Origin of the sequence: Caproicibacter sp., assembly GCF_046707225.1 — a bacterium.
Taxonomy (GTDB): Bacteria; Bacillota; Clostridia; order Oscillospirales; family Acutalibacteraceae; genus Caproicibacter.
Genome location: NZ_JBJKOP010000014.1, coordinates 37,737 through 52,826, shown reverse-complemented (window position 1 = coordinate 52,826; position 15,090 = coordinate 37,737). Strand labels below are relative to the sequence as shown.

Annotated in this window: 14 protein-coding genes; 6 read left to right on the top strand and 8 right to left on the bottom strand. The window is 54.1% G+C overall.

The window, feature by feature from the left end; genetic code table 11:
* Positions 1-14: 14 nt before the first annotated feature.
* The 6 genes from pepT to gatB all read left to right on the top strand — a co-directional run bounded on the left by pepT (position 15) and on the right by gatB (position 6,892).
* A complete protein-coding gene (gene pepT, locus ACLQ3M_RS02375; protein WP_411676112.1) occupies positions 15-1,238 on the top strand; it encodes a peptidase T in 1,224 nt (407 codons plus the stop codon).
* On the top strand, positions 1,235-1,744 hold the full coding sequence (locus tag ACLQ3M_RS02370; RefSeq protein WP_411676111.1) for a GNAT family N-acetyltransferase: 510 nt from the start codon (positions 1,235-1,237) through the stop codon (positions 1,742-1,744). Before pepT ends, ACLQ3M_RS02370 begins: the two co-directional genes overlap by 4 nt.
* 206 nt (positions 1,745-1,950) lie before the next feature.
* On the top strand, positions 1,951-3,702 hold the full coding sequence (aspS, locus tag ACLQ3M_RS02365; protein WP_411676110.1) for an aspartate--tRNA ligase: 1,752 nt from the start codon (positions 1,951-1,953) through the stop codon (positions 3,700-3,702).
* A 19-nt stretch (positions 3,703-3,721) separates the two neighbouring features.
* On the top strand, positions 3,722-4,000 hold the full coding sequence (gatC, locus tag ACLQ3M_RS02360) for an Asp-tRNA(Asn)/Glu-tRNA(Gln) amidotransferase subunit GatC (protein WP_411676109.1): 279 nt from the start codon (positions 3,722-3,724) through the stop codon (positions 3,998-4,000).
* Between the two features lie 10 nt (positions 4,001-4,010).
* The gene (gatA, locus tag ACLQ3M_RS02355) at positions 4,011-5,477 is read left to right on the top strand and encodes an Asp-tRNA(Asn)/Glu-tRNA(Gln) amidotransferase subunit GatA (RefSeq protein WP_411676108.1); all 1,467 of its coding nucleotides are present in this window, start codon (positions 4,011-4,013) and stop codon (positions 5,475-5,477) included.
* Positions 5,474-6,892 (top strand): Asp-tRNA(Asn)/Glu-tRNA(Gln) amidotransferase subunit GatB, encoded by a 1,419-nt coding sequence (gatB, locus tag ACLQ3M_RS02350; RefSeq protein ID WP_411676107.1) that lies wholly within the window; start codon positions 5,474-5,476, stop codon positions 6,890-6,892. The genes gatA and gatB overlap by 4 nt, the downstream gene beginning before the upstream one ends.
* A 202-nt stretch (positions 6,893-7,094) precedes the next feature.
* Here gatB and ACLQ3M_RS02345 read toward each other — a convergent pair whose 3' ends face one another.
* The 8 genes from ACLQ3M_RS02345 to ilvD form a co-directional block, all read right to left on the bottom strand.
* A complete protein-coding gene (locus ACLQ3M_RS02345; protein WP_411676106.1) occupies positions 7,095-7,535 on the bottom strand; it encodes a hypothetical protein in 441 nt (146 codons plus the stop codon).
* Positions 7,466-8,203 carry an iron-containing alcohol dehydrogenase gene (locus ACLQ3M_RS02340; RefSeq protein ID WP_411676105.1) on the bottom strand — a complete coding sequence of 246 codons (738 nt, stop codon included), beginning with the start codon at positions 8,201-8,203 and terminating at the stop codon, positions 7,466-7,468. The genes ACLQ3M_RS02345 and ACLQ3M_RS02340 overlap by 70 nt, the downstream gene beginning before the upstream one ends.
* On the bottom strand, positions 8,200-9,633 hold the full coding sequence (locus ACLQ3M_RS02335) for a tripartite tricarboxylate transporter permease (protein WP_411676104.1): 1,434 nt from the start codon (positions 9,631-9,633) through the stop codon (positions 8,200-8,202). The genes ACLQ3M_RS02340 and ACLQ3M_RS02335 overlap by 4 nt, the downstream gene beginning before the upstream one ends.
* Before the next feature lie 83 nt (positions 9,634-9,716).
* Complete coding sequence (locus tag ACLQ3M_RS02330; RefSeq protein ID WP_411676103.1) at positions 9,717-10,181, bottom strand: tripartite tricarboxylate transporter TctB family protein; 465 nt, start codon at positions 10,179-10,181, stop codon at positions 9,717-9,719.
* 141 nt (positions 10,182-10,322) lie between these two features.
* Entirely contained in the window at positions 10,323-11,342 is a 1,020-nt protein-coding gene (locus tag ACLQ3M_RS02325) for a tripartite tricarboxylate transporter substrate binding protein (protein WP_411676102.1), read from the bottom strand.
* A gap of 53 nt (positions 11,343-11,395) precedes the next feature.
* Complete coding sequence (locus ACLQ3M_RS02320) at positions 11,396-12,436, bottom strand: mannonate dehydratase (RefSeq protein WP_411676101.1); 1,041 nt, start codon at positions 12,434-12,436, stop codon at positions 11,396-11,398.
* Positions 12,437-12,456: 20 nt separating this feature from the next.
* Positions 12,457-13,356: a dihydrodipicolinate synthase family protein gene (locus ACLQ3M_RS02315; RefSeq protein WP_411676100.1), complete on the bottom strand. Its 900-nt coding sequence runs from the start codon at positions 13,354-13,356 to the stop codon at positions 12,457-12,459.
* Positions 13,357-13,386: 30 nt separating this feature from the next.
* Positions 13,387-15,066 carry a dihydroxy-acid dehydratase gene (ilvD, locus tag ACLQ3M_RS02310; protein ID WP_411676099.1) on the bottom strand — a complete coding sequence of 560 codons (1,680 nt, stop codon included), beginning with the start codon at positions 15,064-15,066 and terminating at the stop codon, positions 13,387-13,389.
* Between the last annotated feature and the right edge of the window lie 24 nt (positions 15,067-15,090).

The following is a 15,090-nucleotide window of genomic DNA, read 5'->3' as shown; positions in this document are numbered from 1 at the left end:
GAGACGAAAACAACATGAAAGCTTTTGAAAGACTGATTCACTACACGTCGTTTGACACCATGTCCAGCGAGGACAGCGAAAGCTGCCCCAGCACGCCGGGGCAGCTCGTTCTTGCGGACGCGCTGGCGGAAGAAATGAAGTCGCTCGGCTTCTCGGACGTCCGCCGGGATGATTCCGGTTATGTCTACGGCACACTGCCCGCAAACTGTGAGACGGCCGCGCCGGTCATCGGCCTGATCGCCCACATGGACACCTCCGAAGCCGCGCCGGGCGCGGGAATCAAGCCGAGAATCGTGAAAAACTACGGCGGCGGCGACATTGTTCTGAACCAGGAGAAAAACATCGTGATGCGCGCGAAGGATTACCGGAACCTCTCGGATTACGTCGGGGACGACCTGATCGTCACCGACGGCACCACCCTGCTCGGCGCGGACGACAAGGCCGGCGTAGCGGAAATTCTGACTGCTGTGGAAGAACTGAACAAGCATCATACGCCGCACGGAAAAATTGCCGTCGCCTTTACCCCGGATGAGGAAATCGGACGCGGCGCGGACCGCTTCGACGTCAAGGGCTTCGGCGCCGACTTTGCCTATACGGTGGACGGCGGTACGCTGGGCGAGCTGGAGTACGAAAACTTCAACGCGGCCGGAGCCGTCGTGACCGTTCACGGAGTCAGCGTTCACCCGGGCGACGCGAAAAACCGGATGCGCAGCGCCGCACAGTTTGCCATGGAATTCCACTCCATGCTCCCGGCGGCGGAAACCCCGGAGCATACCGAAGGGTACGAGGGCTTTTACCACCTGACGCGGATTTCCGGCGATGCGGAAGAGGCGGAACTGCGCTATATTATCCGCGACCATGACCGCAGTCAATTCGAGTCGAGAAAGGAAACCGTGCGCAGAATCGCTGATTATCTGAATGACAAATACGGCGCCGGAACGTTTGAGCTGTCACTTTCCGATTCTTACTATAATATGAAGCAGGAAATCGAAAAGCATCCCGAAATCATAGAACGGGCCGAACGGGCGATGAAAGAAGCCGGCGTAGCGCCGCGTGCCGTTGCAATCCGCGGCGGCACGGACGGAGCCCGGCTGTCGTTCATGGGGCTGCCCTGTCCGAACCTGCCGACCGGCGGGCAGAATTTTCACGGCAGATTTGAATTTATTTCCATTCAGTCGATGGACAAAATGGTCGAGGTCCTGATCAATCTTGTGAAAGCGGAGCAACAGAAATCATGAAGCTGGAACTGAAACACCCTTCGTTGGAGCAAAAAGAAGAATACCTCTCTTTCATAAAAGACTGGGAGGATCATGGGGAAGAAATCACGCCCTATTCCGCGCGGCTGCTGGGGCAGAGCTATGAGGAATGGCTCGCCTCCGCCTGCCGAATGGAACGGGAAGCCCCGGAAAATTTTGTCTGCGCGCACACGTTTTTTTTGACGGATGAAACCGGAAGGATTCTGGGCGCTATCAACATCCGCCATGAACTGAACAGCGAACTGCTGAAATGCGGCGGCCATATCGGATACGGGGTCCGCCCCTCCGAGCGCCGGAAAGGCTACGCGGTGCGGATGCTGGCGCTGGCGCTTCCGATTGCAAAAGGACTGGGGATTGTCAAAGCTTTGATTACCTGCAAGAAAGAAAATATCGGCTCCGCCAAAACAATTCTGCACAACGGCGGCAGGCTGGAAAATGAACTTTGTCTGAACGGTAAAATCACTCAGCGCTACTGGGTGGATCTGTAACCGCCCCAACCGTTCCTTTTGAAATAATGTATCGCATTTTATGCAAAAATGTGGTATGATGAATCGGTACTTGGACGGCCGTTCTTTCCGCATCAGGCCGGAAAAAGCACCGCTTTGTTACAATAAAGCGATGACTGGTTGAATCGTACTTTGTTACATGCTATAATTGATGTTTAAAGATTGCAGTTAAAGGGGATTAACGGAAGATGAATCTAGTGAACCAGTACCGCACGCAGTTCTGCGGAGAAGTCAGCGAACAGGAAATCGGGAAGGAAGTCCGCGTCGCGGGATGGGTCGAAAATATCCGGGACCACGGCGGAATCAAGTTCCTCGATATCAGGGATCATTCCGGCGTGGTCCAGATCGTCGTTTACGATGACGCCCTCTTAAAGGAAGTCAGCCGCGAATGCAGCCTGACCGCGTCCGGCACTGTCGTTCTGCGCGACGAGGAAACCGTCAATCCCAAAATTCCGACCGGAACGGTCGAAGTAAAGGTGAGCGAACTCACCGTGCTCGGAGAGGTTCTGGAAAGCCTTCCGTTCGAGGTTCCCCTCTCCCGGGAAACCAAGGAGGACGTCCGCCTGAAATATCGTTTTCTCGACCTGCGCAACCCGAAGGTCCACGAGAATATCGTGCTGCGGTCAAAGGTTATCTCGTTTCTGCGGAGGAAAATGACCGACCTCGGTTTTCTGGAAATTCAGACGCCGATCCTTTCCGCTTCTTCTCCGGAAGGCGCGCGGGACTATCTGATTCCCAGCCGCCGGCACCCCGGCAGGTTTTACGCGCTGCCGCAGGCGCCCCAGCTGTTTAAACAGCTCCTGATGGTCTCCGGCTTTGACCGTTATTTCCAGATCGCGCCGTGCTTCCGGGACGAAGACGCGCGCGCCGACCGCTCTCCGGGCGAATTTTACCAGCTGGATTTCGAGCTTGCGTTCGCCTCCCAGGAGGATGTGTTCAAGGTCGCCGAAGAAGTAATTGGGGAAACGTTCTCCGAGTTTTCGGAGAAAGCCGTGACCAAAGCCCCGTTCCCGCGCATTCCCTATGCGGAATCCATGCTGAAATACGGTTCCGACAAGCCGGACCTGCGCAACCCCCTTTTGATTCAGGATATTACCTATTTGTTTGAGGGAACAGCCTTCAAGCCGTTTCAAAATAAAATTGTACGGGCCATCAGCGTGCAGGACTGCGGAAAACAGCCGAAGAGCTTTTTTGAAGGCATGCTGAAATTTGCCGAAAGCATCGGCATGAAGGGCCTTGGCTATATCAAAGTGGCGGAAGACGGCGCTTATCAGGGGCCGATCAACAAATATCTTCCGGACGAGAAACGCAATGAGCTGACCCGCCGCGCGGAGCTGAAACCCGGAACCGTTGTGTTCTTCATTGCCGACGAAACCGACGCGGTCGCGGGGCTTGCAGGACAGATTCGCATGGAGCTGGGCCGCCGGCTGGGCCTGATCGACGAAAACCGCTTCGACCTTTGCTTCATCGTCGATTTCCCGATGTTCGAGCTCGACCCCGAAACCGGCGAGACGGTCTTTACGCACAACCCGTTCTCCATGCCCCAGGGCGGGATGGAAGCACTGCTTACGAAGAAGCCGGAAGAGGTACTGGCCTACCAGTACGACATTGTCTGCAACGGCGTGGAGCTTTCTTCCGGAGCGGTGCGCAACCACCGCGTCGATATTATGAAAAAGGCCTTTGAAATCGCGGGCTACACCGAAGAAGAGCTGGAAACCAAATTCACCTCCCTTTACCACGCGTTTCAGTTCGGCGCGCCGCCGCATGCGGGTATGGCGCCCGGCATCGACCGCATGCTGATGCTGCTGACCGGCGAGGACAATATCCGCGAGGTCATCGCGTTCCCGATGAATTCCAACGCGCAGGACGTGATGATGGGAGCGCCGAACGAGGTCACGGAGCAGCAGCTGCGGGAAGTGCATATCCGGCTGAGAAAATAATCCGGAAGGAGTCTGGAACATGGTCACCCACGAAGAAATCCTGAAAATCGCGCGTCTGGCGAAGCTTTCCGTCGCGCCGGAGGAGCTTGACAGCCTGACCAAGGACATGAACAGCATCATCGAATTCGCCGACGCCGTTAACTCGGTTGCCGCGGAGGATTCCGATTTTGACAATAGCAACAGCCTTTCAAACGTATTCCGCGAGGATAAGGTTGTTCCCTCCTATGACCGGGAGAAAATTCTGAAAAACGCGCCGAATCAGGAAAACGGCTATTTCCTGGTTCGCCGCCGCATGTAGGAGGGGCCCGATGGAACCATACGGAATCATCCCTAAAATCGGAAAGCTCCTGCGCTCAAAGGAAATCAGCTGCACGGAGCTGACGAAACAATATCTGCACTCCGCCGAAACGGAAAACAAGCGCCTGAACGCCTATGTGAAGCTGACGCCGGAAGCCGCGCTGAAAACCGCCGCGGAAGTGGACCGCAAACTCGCGGCGGGAGAAGAGCTCTCTCCGCTCGCCGGCATTCCGATGACGCTGAAAGACAACATTTCCACAAACGGAATCGAAACGACCTGCTGCTCAAAAATTCTGCGGGGCTATACCCCGATTTACGACGCGACCGTCTGGAATATTTTAAAAAGGCAGGACGCCGTACTCATCGGCAAGGCAAATATGGACGAGTTCGCGATGGGCTCTTCCTGTGAGACCTCCTGCTTCGGCGGAGCAAGAAACCCGCATAATACGGAGCGCGTCGCGGGCGGCAGCAGCGGCGGCGTCGCTTCGGCCGTGGCGGGCAACCTCGCCGCGTTCGGGCTTGGCTCCGACACCGGCGGCTCGATTCGCCAGCCCGCCAGCTTCTGCGGCATTGTCGGCCTGAAGCCCACCTACGGCGCGGTTTCGCGCTACGGGCTGATCGCGTACGCCTCCAGCTTCGATCAAATTGGCCCGATCACCCGGAGTGTGGAGGACGCCGCGCTGGTGTATGACGCGATCGCAAAATACGATCCGATGGACTCCACCAGCAGCGAAAAATCTCAGCCCGCGTTCTCTTCTCTGGGAAAAGACATCAAAGGTATGAAAATCGGTGTTCCGAAAGAATACTTTGACGGCGTGCGCGAAGACGTGAATACCGCGCTGCAAAACGCTTTGAAGGTTTATGAATCCCTTGGGGCGGAAATTGTGGAATTTTCAATGCCGTCCATTAAATACAGCCTTCCCGTTTACTATATTCTCGCCTGCGCGGAGGCTTCCTCCAATCTGGGGCGCTACGACGGCATCCGCTACGGCGCTCGCACGGAGCATTACGCAGACCGCGACGAAATGATCTGCAAGACGCGCAGCGAAGGCTTCGGCGCGGAGGTAAAACGCCGTATCCTGCTCGGCACCTATGTTTTAAGCGCCGGGTATTACGACGCGTTTTATAAAAAAGCGCAAAACCTGCGCGGCACGCTGGTCAGGGCGTTCGAAGACGCGTTTGCACACTGCGACGTGATTGCCGCCCCGACCGTCCCGATGACCGCGTTTCCGCTGAACTTCACCGCGCAGGACGCGGTGGAAACATATCTGACCGATATCTGCACGGTACCGGTGAACATCGCCGGCCTGCCGGGCATCAGCGTGCCGTGCGGCTTCGGAAGTGATTCGATGCCGGTCGGGCTGCAGCTCATCGGCGCCCGTTTTTCAGAGCCGGCCCTCTTAAACGCCGCGTTCCAGTATGAACAGGCAGCGCGGAGAGACGTATTCCGTGCTGTCGAAACGGGGGTCGCGCTATGAATTACGAACTGGTCTGCGGACTCGAAACCCATGTGGAGCTTTCCACAAAGACGAAGATTTTCTGCTCCTGCACGACGGAATTCGGCGGCGAGCCGAACACGCACTGCTGCCCGATCTGCATCGGCCTGCCGGGCACGCTGCCCAAACTGAACAAGGCCGTCGTGGAGTACGCCGTCATGGCCGGTCTCGCGACAAACTGCGAAATCAGCCCGGTTTCCAAAATGGACCGCAAAAACTACGTCTACCCCGATTTGCCGAAAGCCTACCAGATTTCCCAGTATGACATGCCGCTGTGCAAAAGCGGCTGGGTCGGGCTTTCAAACGGACGCCGCATCCGGCTGAACCGCATTCATATCGAAGAGGACGCGGGCAAGCTGGTGCACGACCGAGGAAACACCTTTGTCGATTACAACCGCGGCGGCGTTCCGCTGATCGAGATTGTAACGGAACCGGATTTGCGGAGCATTGAGGAAGTGCAGGAATATGTGGAAAAGCTTCAGATGATTCTGCGTTATATCGGCATTTCCGACTGCAAAATGCAGGAGGGCTCCCTGCGCTGCGACGTCAACGTCTCCGTGCGCCCCGTTGGGCAGGAAGAATTCGGAACCCGCGCCGAAATTAAAAATATGAACTCGCTTGCGTACATGGCAAAGGCCATTGCATACGAATTTGACCGTCAGGTTGACCTGATTCAAAGCGGTGAGGAAGTGGTTCAGGAAACCCGCCGGTTCGACGAAGGCTTCGGCTGTACGGAAGGGATGCGCGGCAAAGAGGACGCGGACGACTACCGCTATTTCCGGGAACCGGACCTTGTCACCATCCTTGTTTCCGACGGGATGCGGGAATCCATCCGCGCGCTGATGCCGGAAGACCCGCAAAAGCGCCTGACGCGTTTTGTCTCGGACTTTGATCTTCCGGAAGCGGATGCCCGTCTTTTGATTGAACACCGCCGCATCGCGGATTACTTTGAAAAAGCCGCAAAAGGCACCAAAAATCCCCGCGCCGCCGCCAACTGCATCTTAGGGCAGATGTTTGCCCGTCTTGGCACGGAAGCGGAAAAGGAGCAATTCGAAGTTGCTGTTACTCCCGAACAGCTTCACGAGCTGATTCTGCTTCTGGACTCCGGAGAAATCCGCATGAATCTGGTGAAATCCACGCTCGAAAAGATGCTGGACACCGGCAAGCCGGCAAAGGAATTTCTCAGCGAACAGGATCTTGCCGGGATGAGCGCGGACGATTTGAAAGCCATCTGCGAAAAAGCGGTTGCGGAAAACGAAGCCGCCGCCGCAGATTACCGCGCCGGGAAAGAAAAAGCGCTCAAGGCGATTCTCGGCTCCGTCATGAAGGCAACGCGCGGAAGGGCTAATCCCCAGGAAGCAGAAAAGCTGCTGGCGGACATTATTCGGCGTTTATAGATTTCACGAAACGCTTCAAGATACAAAATGAGAAACTGCCTTCATGACAGTCTCTCATTTTTTCGTACTATAACAAATCGGGGATCACCGGCAAAACCGGAGGTCCCCGCTCTAATTAAATCATGCCGTCTTCCTGTTCCGATGGACTGGCAAGCGCCGGAATCAGCGACAGAAAGAGACGCCTTTTTACATGCGGAGTATCTTAACTCTCCCCCTGAGAAGCGAATCCATGCAGCAGCACCTCTTCAAAAGCTCTTAACCGCTGCAGAGCCGAATCGTCCTCAATCGGCATTTTCATTTGAAGATAGTGATACAGTTCCCTCAGCTCCGCAGAATCGGGCCGAAAACCGAGGTCATCCAGGCAGGCGGGCAGATCCATTTTTCTAAGAAATCCGGAAAGCTCCTTCGCTTGCCTTTCTTCTTCTCCGTTTACCATGATCTGCCAGGTCAGAGAGGCCCCAACAAGCTCACCATGTAAAAAATCATGTGTTAACTCCGGATGGCAGTCACAGAAAAAGCTGTAAAGACAGTGCGAAATTGCAGCCTGTTTCCCGCCGCTTGCCAGACAGGAGATTAGCCCGGTGGCGGAAAGGGCCGCGCAGACCGAGTTCTCCACCTGCTGGTCGCAAATCTTCGACCGCATTTTTTCCAGCACCTGCGGCCCGTTTTCCAACAAGAAACGGTAGGTCTCACCCGCCCCCGCGCAGGCAAGGCCGGAATAGAGATTTCCACTCCAGAATTTGGTATAGCGCCTGTTATAGTTATTTCCGGCATTTTTGCCATCGCGTCGATGATTCCCGCAGCATTGTAGCGCACGGGACAGTCCGACACAATGACATCCAGATCCGCGATCGTGGTCGACGGGACATAAGCGGGCCAGTAGTTCCCCAGAAAATGTCCGTCGTCGGTATAGTAAACCGCCAGCAGAGCGGTGGCGGCGCAGGTCGCGGCCGAAGTGGGAACCGTGATGGACCGGACCCGGCACAGATCTGACGCGATTTTTGCGGCATCCATGATGCGGCCGCCGCCGATTCCGGCGACCACCGCCGCTTTCATCCGCCTTGCCGCCCGTGCGGCCGCTTCGTAGTTTCCGGCAGCGCAAAAGCCGTCGAACCAAAAAATCTCAAACCGGATTCCCACCTTCCGGAGCGCGGGTTCCACGCGCTCCCTCACCTTCGGGTACACCGTACGGTCCGTTATGATCAAGACGGATTCCCCGTGCGCTTGCACCTCTTCTGGAAAGACAGCCAGCGCGCCTCGACCTTGGTAATAGCGTCCGCTGCTGATTTGTACCGCCTTGTTTTCCGTCATGCCGCTGCCGCACCTTTCTTTTTCTCCAGATGCTTTTTGACCAAGGGAAAGAACAGCATAAAGACTGCAAGAAGAATAAAGAAGCAGCTGATGGGCTTCTGGAAGAAAATCAGAGCGCTTCCCTGCGAAATAATCAGCGCGCGCCGCATATTCGACTCCGCGAGAGGCCCTAAAACAATCGCGATCACCATTGGGGTCAACGGGAAATCCAGCTTTTTCATATAGTAACCGAACAACCCGATTAAAGCCATCAGCAACGCGTCGAACGTCGTGTTGTTTACCGCGTAAGCGCCAATAATGCAAAGGGTAATCAGAATCGGAACGAGTACCTGCGTGGGCACCTTTGTTACGTTTACAAAGAACTTGATAAAAAACCGGCCCTGAATGTACATGAAAATATTGACGATAATTAGTGCGAACATAATGCTGTAAACCCACTGCCTCTGCTGCACGAAAAGCTGCGGACCGGGAATAATTCCCTGCATGGTCAGTGCGCCGAGCAGAACCGCCGTGTTGGTGTCACCGGGGAGACCCAACGTCAGCAGCGGAACCAGCGTACCGCCGGTAACGGCATTGTTTGCCGCTTCAGAGGCGACGATTCCCTCTCCATAACCCGTTCCGAACAATTCCGGGTGCTTGCTGGCTCGCTTGGCCTCATTGTAACTTAAAAATGAGGCAATTGCCGCGCCGGTCCCGGGTACAACGCCGATAAACGTGCCAATAATGGATGATTTTAATAGAGTGGCTTTATATTGCAGAACGTCCCTGAATGAGATCTTTTCATTGCTTTTAACCTCTATGACATCGCCGGCAGGCTTGTATATATCCCTTGCCTTGTACATGATCTCCGTGATTGCAAACAGACCGATCAGGGCGGGAATAATATTTACCCCGCTGGACAACTCGGTAATATTGAATGTAAACCGGTCCGTTCCCCCGACCGGGTCCATACCGATCGTGGCGACAAACAAACCGACAAGGCCCATGATCAGCCCCTTGAGTAAAGAACCGCCCACACTGGCAATAATGGTAAGCCCAAACAGCGCAAGCGCAAAATACTCAGCGGGTCCAAAATCCAGCGCGACTCTCGCAATCTGCGGAGCAGCTACGATTAAAACGGCAACGCTGAACAGGCCGCCAATTTCCGAAGCGGAAAGCGCCAGACCCAGCGCGTGGCCCGCCTGACCCTTTTTCGCCATCGGATAACCATCCAGCACTGTTGCAGCGGATGCCGGCGTTCCAGGGGTATTGATCAGAATCGCGGTAACGGAACCGCCGTAAATGCCTCCGCAGTAAACGCCCAGAAGCAAAATCATCCCTGTGAGGGAATTAAGTCCGTAGGTCATCGGCAGCAAAAGCGCAATGCACATCGTCCCCGTAAGGCCGGGCAGGGCTCCCACAATGATGCCTGCGGCAAGTCCAATGTTCAAAAAAAGAATGTTTTCCCAAGTAAATAAGCTGGCCAGTACAGTTAAAACCATAGTAATCTACTTATTCCTCCCTCTGAACCCAGCTAGGGTAACGTGACGAACAGCAGTTTGGTGAACGCAAAATAAACTCCGGCGCCCACGGCGTAAACGATCAGATAATACCAGATCTTCTTTACCCGGAAAAGCAGCAGCATCAGCGTGGAAGCAAGCAAGGTGGAAAAAAAGTATCCGATTTTATCGAATAAGATAATATATAAAAGTGTAATCCCGATCAGAGCCAGAGCCCTTAGTTCGTTCTGCAGGTAACGCGGCTCTTTTTCTTCGGTTTTTTCCTCCCGAAGCCCTTGCTTTCCTCGCTGGAGCAAAGTGGAGATCAGAAGGACCGCACTCAGCAGGATCAACGCAGTCGAAATGAAATACGGAAATGCTCTGGGACCGATCACAGTGGCCTCGCTGAGGGGAATCGTAATTGGGATAAAAATTATCAGGGCGATCCCCAGAACCAAAAAAATCAGAGAAGAAAGCAAATTCTTTTTATAATCGCTCATTGGGACTGTGTATGACCGCGCAACAAAACCGCACCGGCCATTACTCCTTTCATCATGATCCGTTTCGCCGTTTTCAATCCGGCTCATTCAGGCAATTGGAACCGCATTCCGTCTTGAGGGAAGCGGTTCCGCCCCATCTTCCTACTTTTTCAGCAGTTCCTTGTTGACGGCTGCCTCATCCTTGATTTTTTCGACAATCTCATCCGGCTGGTATCCGGAAATCGCGAGCGTATTGTTTTCGCAGTACTTTGTAAACTCGGGGTCCTTTTCTAGCTTGGTAAGGGTATCCGTCAGGTAATTTGCAATGTCGTCCGGGGTATCTTTCGGAACCATCAGGAATTTCCAGACGCTCATGTCGATATCATAGCCCTGCTCTTTAAATGTCGGGATATTTTTCAGACTTTCTCTGGAGTCGCGCTCCGGTGAGAAAATGCCGAGCGGGATCATATCGCCGGATTTGACATACTGTGCAATTTCACCCGGATGTGCCGCAGCGACATCAACATGGCTTCCGAGCAGTGCCGTGATTGTCGGGGCGCTGCCGCCAAAAGGAACCGGACTGGACTTGATCCCGGACATCTCAAAGAATTTCTGCTGAGAAAGCTGGGGCAGACTGCCCGCTCCGGAAAAGCCGTAGCTGATGGTGCCGCCCCTTTTCTTCAGATCGTCAAGGGACTTGATTCCGGAGACTTTGCTGGCCACCATAACGATGGGCTCGATGGTCGTGCCGATTATGGGCTTGAAGTCGTCCATGCTGTACTTGATATTGCTTTTGATAAAGGGCTGGGTGGTGAATACGCCGCAGGCTTCCAGACAAACGGTGTAACCATCAGCCTTTGTGTTGGCAAATTCGGTCGTGGCAATCGTTCCGCCCGCCCCATCACGATTTACAACCGAGCAGGAAACGCCGAAATACTTCTGTCCCAGATTTGCGATCGCGCGTACCTGCCCGTCGGAAGTGCCGCCCGCCGCCCAGGGAACAATAAAGGTAATCGGCTTTTTAGGGAAATTCGCCGGTTTCTGTCCCGAAGCAGTTCCTGCGGAGGATCCCGCCTGAACTGAAGATCCCGACGATGCCGAACCGGACGAGGTCGAATTAGAACATGCGGCTGTTGTAAGCAAAAGACCTGCACACAGCAGAAGTGATAAAAGTTTTTTCATAAGTAACTCTTCCTCCTAAAGTTTTTATATTATGCCGTTTAACGGCATAAAATCTATTGAGTGGAGATGCCTTCCCAAAGTCCTTCCAAATAAGTGATTCCCATTGCCCTGTCGTAAAGCCCATAACCCGGTCGGCCCTGCTCGTCCCAAACCATTCTTCCATGATCCGAACGCAAATAGCCGTCAAAGCCGCCTCGGTGCAACGCGGTAAGGATCTCAGCCATATTCAAACTGCCGCTTCCCGTCTGATGCCCGACTTCCACGAAATCGATCTGGTTTTCAAAAAGGACGTTGCGCGCATGGACAAACTTGATTTTGCCCTCCGAAGCAAAGCGGTACGCTATTTTCACAAGGTTGTTTTGACGCCCGCTGCCCAGAGAACCCGTGCAAAGAGTAATGCCATTACAGGGACTGTCGACCAAAGACGCAAGGCACTCAATATCTTCCTCCGAAGACACAATTCTCGGAAGACCGAAAACCGGCAACGGGGGATCGTCCGGATGAATTGCCAGAGCAATTCCGCACTTTTCCGCCTCTGGAACAACCGCCTCAAGAAAATACCGGAGGTTTGTCCACATCCCCTGTACCCCCAACGTGCGGTAACGTTCCATCAAGGAAGCCATTTCTTCTCTTTGTGAGGAAAAGCTCCATCCGGGAAGGCTCAGCTCTTTTTGAGCCGGATCAATCGTCTTCAGTTCAGTTTCTGAAAAAGACAGCGTCCGGGAACCATCCGGGAGACGTCTGTCCAGGCAAGTCCGAATCCACCCGAAGACCGGCATGAAGTTGTAGCAGATCACCCGGATGCCATGCTCCGAAAGCATGCGTAAATTTTTAATATAGTTTTCAATGTACCGATCCCTGCAGGAATCCCCCAGTTTAATGCTCTCATGAACCGGCAGCCCTTCCACGACTTCAAATCCAAGGCCGTAATCCAGCGCATCGCTTCGGATTGTCTCGATACTTTTTGCATTCCAGACATCTCCGGGAAGGACGTCATAACAAGCACTGACCACGGACGATACCCCGGGAATCTGCCGAATATCTTCCGGTTTAACCGGGTCGTCCCGGCCATACCAACGGAATGTAAACTGCATTGCGGTCTCCCCCTTGAAGCTTACATCAGACCCAAGTTATGTATGGTTTGTTCAACCCGCTTGCTTTCCTCTTCCGTCAGATCACGGAATGGGTAACGGGCGGGCCCCATCTGGAACCCCTGCATCTCCAGAACTTTCTTATGGGACATGACCGGCATGACGGCCCGGAAAAGCTCCCTCAGCTTCAGCACTTTCGTTTGCGCCCGGCGCGCGCCTTCCAAGTCGCCTTTCTGGAACTTGTCCCAAATCTCGGCGCAAAGCGCGGGGAACACGCTCGCCGCGGCAATTACGCCGCCGGCAGCGCCGGCCTGAAGCGCGGTCAGCACCTGCGCGTCGTTTCCGGTAATAATTTCAAAGGAACTGTCTTCAATCGCGCACTGATAATTAAGCAGAACCATAAAATCCATGCTGCTGTCCTTAATGCCACGAAGATTCGGGCAGCTTTCCGCGACAGATTTAAGAACGGCCGGAGTAATCGGGTTATGCGTCATTCCAGCCATATTATATAAATAAACGGGCTGTTCCCCCGCAAGCCGCGTGGCTTTCTGAAAATATGAAATCAAAGCTTTCTGATCATATTTATGATAGTAGGGAGCTGTAAACGAAACCGCGTTCGCTCCGCATTTTGCCGACCAATCGAGCAGTTCCTTCGTTTCCTCCAGGTTCATCGCCGTAGTATTGAACAGAACATGTGTCTCCGGTTTAACGCTTTCCATCGCGGCGGTCAGCAGCTGCTTGCGCTCGCGGATCGTAAGGTTCACGAATTCTCCCGTAGTGCCGCAAATGAAAACCCCATCGACGCCGTTCGTAGTAATGTAGCGGATTAACCTCTTATACTCTTCACAGTTTACGGTGCCGTCTTTGTAAAACGGAGTCAGAACCGGTGCGCTTATTCCACGCATAGTCACGGATTTTGCCAATGCATTTCCCCCTTATATTAATCAAGCAAACTATTTTAAAATTGCTCCCTCGTTAGCGGATGAGACTTCTCGCGAATAGCGTGCGAGATACCCCTCGGTGATTTTCGGCGTGTATGGCGGAAGCTGAGCCAGCCTTTGCGCAATCTCTTCTTTGCTCAGCCTGACGTTAATCGTCCGGGCCGCGATATCAATTTCGACGATATCGCCGTCCCTCACAGCAGCGATCGGCCCCCTGCGGGAGGCTTCCGGAGAAACGTGCCCGATGCATGGCCCGCGCGTTGCGCCGGAGAAACGTCCATCCGTTACGAGTGCGACCGACTCAGCATACCCCATGCCCACCAGAGCAGCCGTAGCGGTCAGCATCTCCCGCATTCCGGGTCCTCCCTGCGGACCTTCATTGCGGAGGATGATCACGTCGCCGTGCTGAACCGTTTGCCCATAAATTGCCTTGACGGCGTCTTCCTCCGATTCAAAGCAGCGCGCCGGCCCGGTATGCTGGCGCATTTTTGGGCTCACCGCGGTCTGTTTGACCACACATCCATCCGGAGCGAGGTTTCCATGCAGAACAGCCAGCGAGCTCTGTTTGCTGTAAGCGTTTTCAATCGTATGTATCACGTTGCTGTCACGTTCCATGACCTGTGCAACATTTTCACGGTGTGTTTTGCCGTTTACCGTCATCTGCTCCAAATCCAGCAGCGGTTCCAGTTCCCTCATCATGCCGCCGACTCCGCCTGCACGGTCCAGATCCAGCAATGTATAGCTGCCGGAAGGTTTTATTTTAGCAAGATACGGAGTGGATGAGGAAATCCGTTCAATATCTTCCAGCGTCATATGCAGATGCGCTTCCCGTGCGATTGCCGGCATATGAAGGCTCAGGTTGGTTGATCCGCCTGCGCTCATTGCGACTGTTACGGCTAAATCCATCATTTTTTGCGTAACGATGTCTCTCGGGCGGATATTGTTTTCAACCAGCCGCACAATCTCATACCCGCTCTGTTTTGCAATCCGGTTCTTTTTCCCCATAACCGCATGGGCACAGGCGCATCCCGGCATGGTAAGGCCCAGCGCTTCCGCGACGATCGACATGCTGTTCGCGGTCCCCATCATGGCGCAGGAACCGGGCCCCGGCGACATCAGTCCTTCCATGTATTCGTACTCTTCTTTCGAAATCTCACCGCGCATCAGTTGCCCTGCCATTTCTTTCAGCTCATAAGTGGCATAGCTTTTCCCCTTGTATTCGGCGGGAAGCATCGGTCCGCCAGTTACAATAATTGCCGGAATATTAACACGGAGAGCCGCCATCAGCATGGCGGGAACAATTTTGTCACAACCGCCGATCAGCACCAGACCATCCAACTGGTGGGCGTTTGCATAAACCTCAATGGAATCTGCAATGACTTCTCTGCTTGGAAGAACGCTGCACATTCCGACATGGCCCTGTGCAAACCCGTCGCAGATTGAGATGGTATTGATTTCGAACGGAACTCCTCCGGCGGAACGCACCCCCGCTTTTACAAATTCACCGATCCGGTTGAGATGCACGTGGCCCGGATGCATTTCATTGTAAGTATTGATAACTCCGATAAACGGCTGGGCCAGTTCTTCGTTTAGAAGTCCCATTCCGCGCAAATGTGCCCGCGGCCCCGCCATACTGATACCGTTGACGACGTGCGCACTGCGGTATTTGGAATCTTTGTAAGTTAAATCCATCGTTCTTTCCTCCCTGTGCAAGCT

Excerpts from the sequence above, each read along its gene's own strand:
- pepT (WP_411676112.1), top strand. The coding sequence starts at position 15 with ATGAAAGCTTTTGAAAGACTGATTCACTACACGTCGTTTGACACCATG.
- ACLQ3M_RS02370 (WP_411676111.1), top strand. The coding sequence starts at position 1,235 with ATGAAGCTGGAACTGAAACACCCTTCGTTGGAGCAAAAAGAAGAATAC.
- aspS (WP_411676110.1), top strand. The coding sequence starts at position 1,951 with ATGAATCTAGTGAACCAGTACCGCACGCAGTTCTGCGGAGAAGTCAGC.
- gatC (WP_411676109.1), top strand. The coding sequence starts at position 3,722 with ATGGTCACCCACGAAGAAATCCTGAAAATCGCGCGTCTGGCGAAGCTT.
- gatA (WP_411676108.1), top strand. The coding sequence starts at position 4,011 with ATGGAACCATACGGAATCATCCCTAAAATCGGAAAGCTCCTGCGCTCA.
- gatB (WP_411676107.1), top strand. The coding sequence starts at position 5,474 with ATGAATTACGAACTGGTCTGCGGACTCGAAACCCATGTGGAGCTTTCC.
- ACLQ3M_RS02345 (WP_411676106.1), bottom strand. The coding sequence starts at position 7,535 with ATGCGGTCGAAGATTTGCGACCAGCAGGTGGAGAACTCGGTCTGCGCG.
- ACLQ3M_RS02340 (WP_411676105.1), bottom strand. The coding sequence starts at position 8,203 with ATGACGGAAAACAAGGCGGTACAAATCAGCAGCGGACGCTATTACCAA.
- ACLQ3M_RS02330 (WP_411676103.1), bottom strand. The coding sequence starts at position 10,181 with ATGAGCGATTATAAAAAGAATTTGCTTTCTTCTCTGATTTTTTTGGTT.
- ACLQ3M_RS02325 (WP_411676102.1), bottom strand. The coding sequence starts at position 11,342 with ATGAAAAAACTTTTATCACTTCTGCTGTGTGCAGGTCTTTTGCTTACA.
- ACLQ3M_RS02320 (WP_411676101.1), bottom strand. The coding sequence starts at position 12,436 with ATGCAGTTTACATTCCGTTGGTATGGCCGGGACGACCCGGTTAAACCG.
- ilvD (WP_411676099.1), bottom strand. The coding sequence starts at position 15,066 with ATGGATTTAACTTACAAAGATTCCAAATACCGCAGTGCGCACGTCGTC.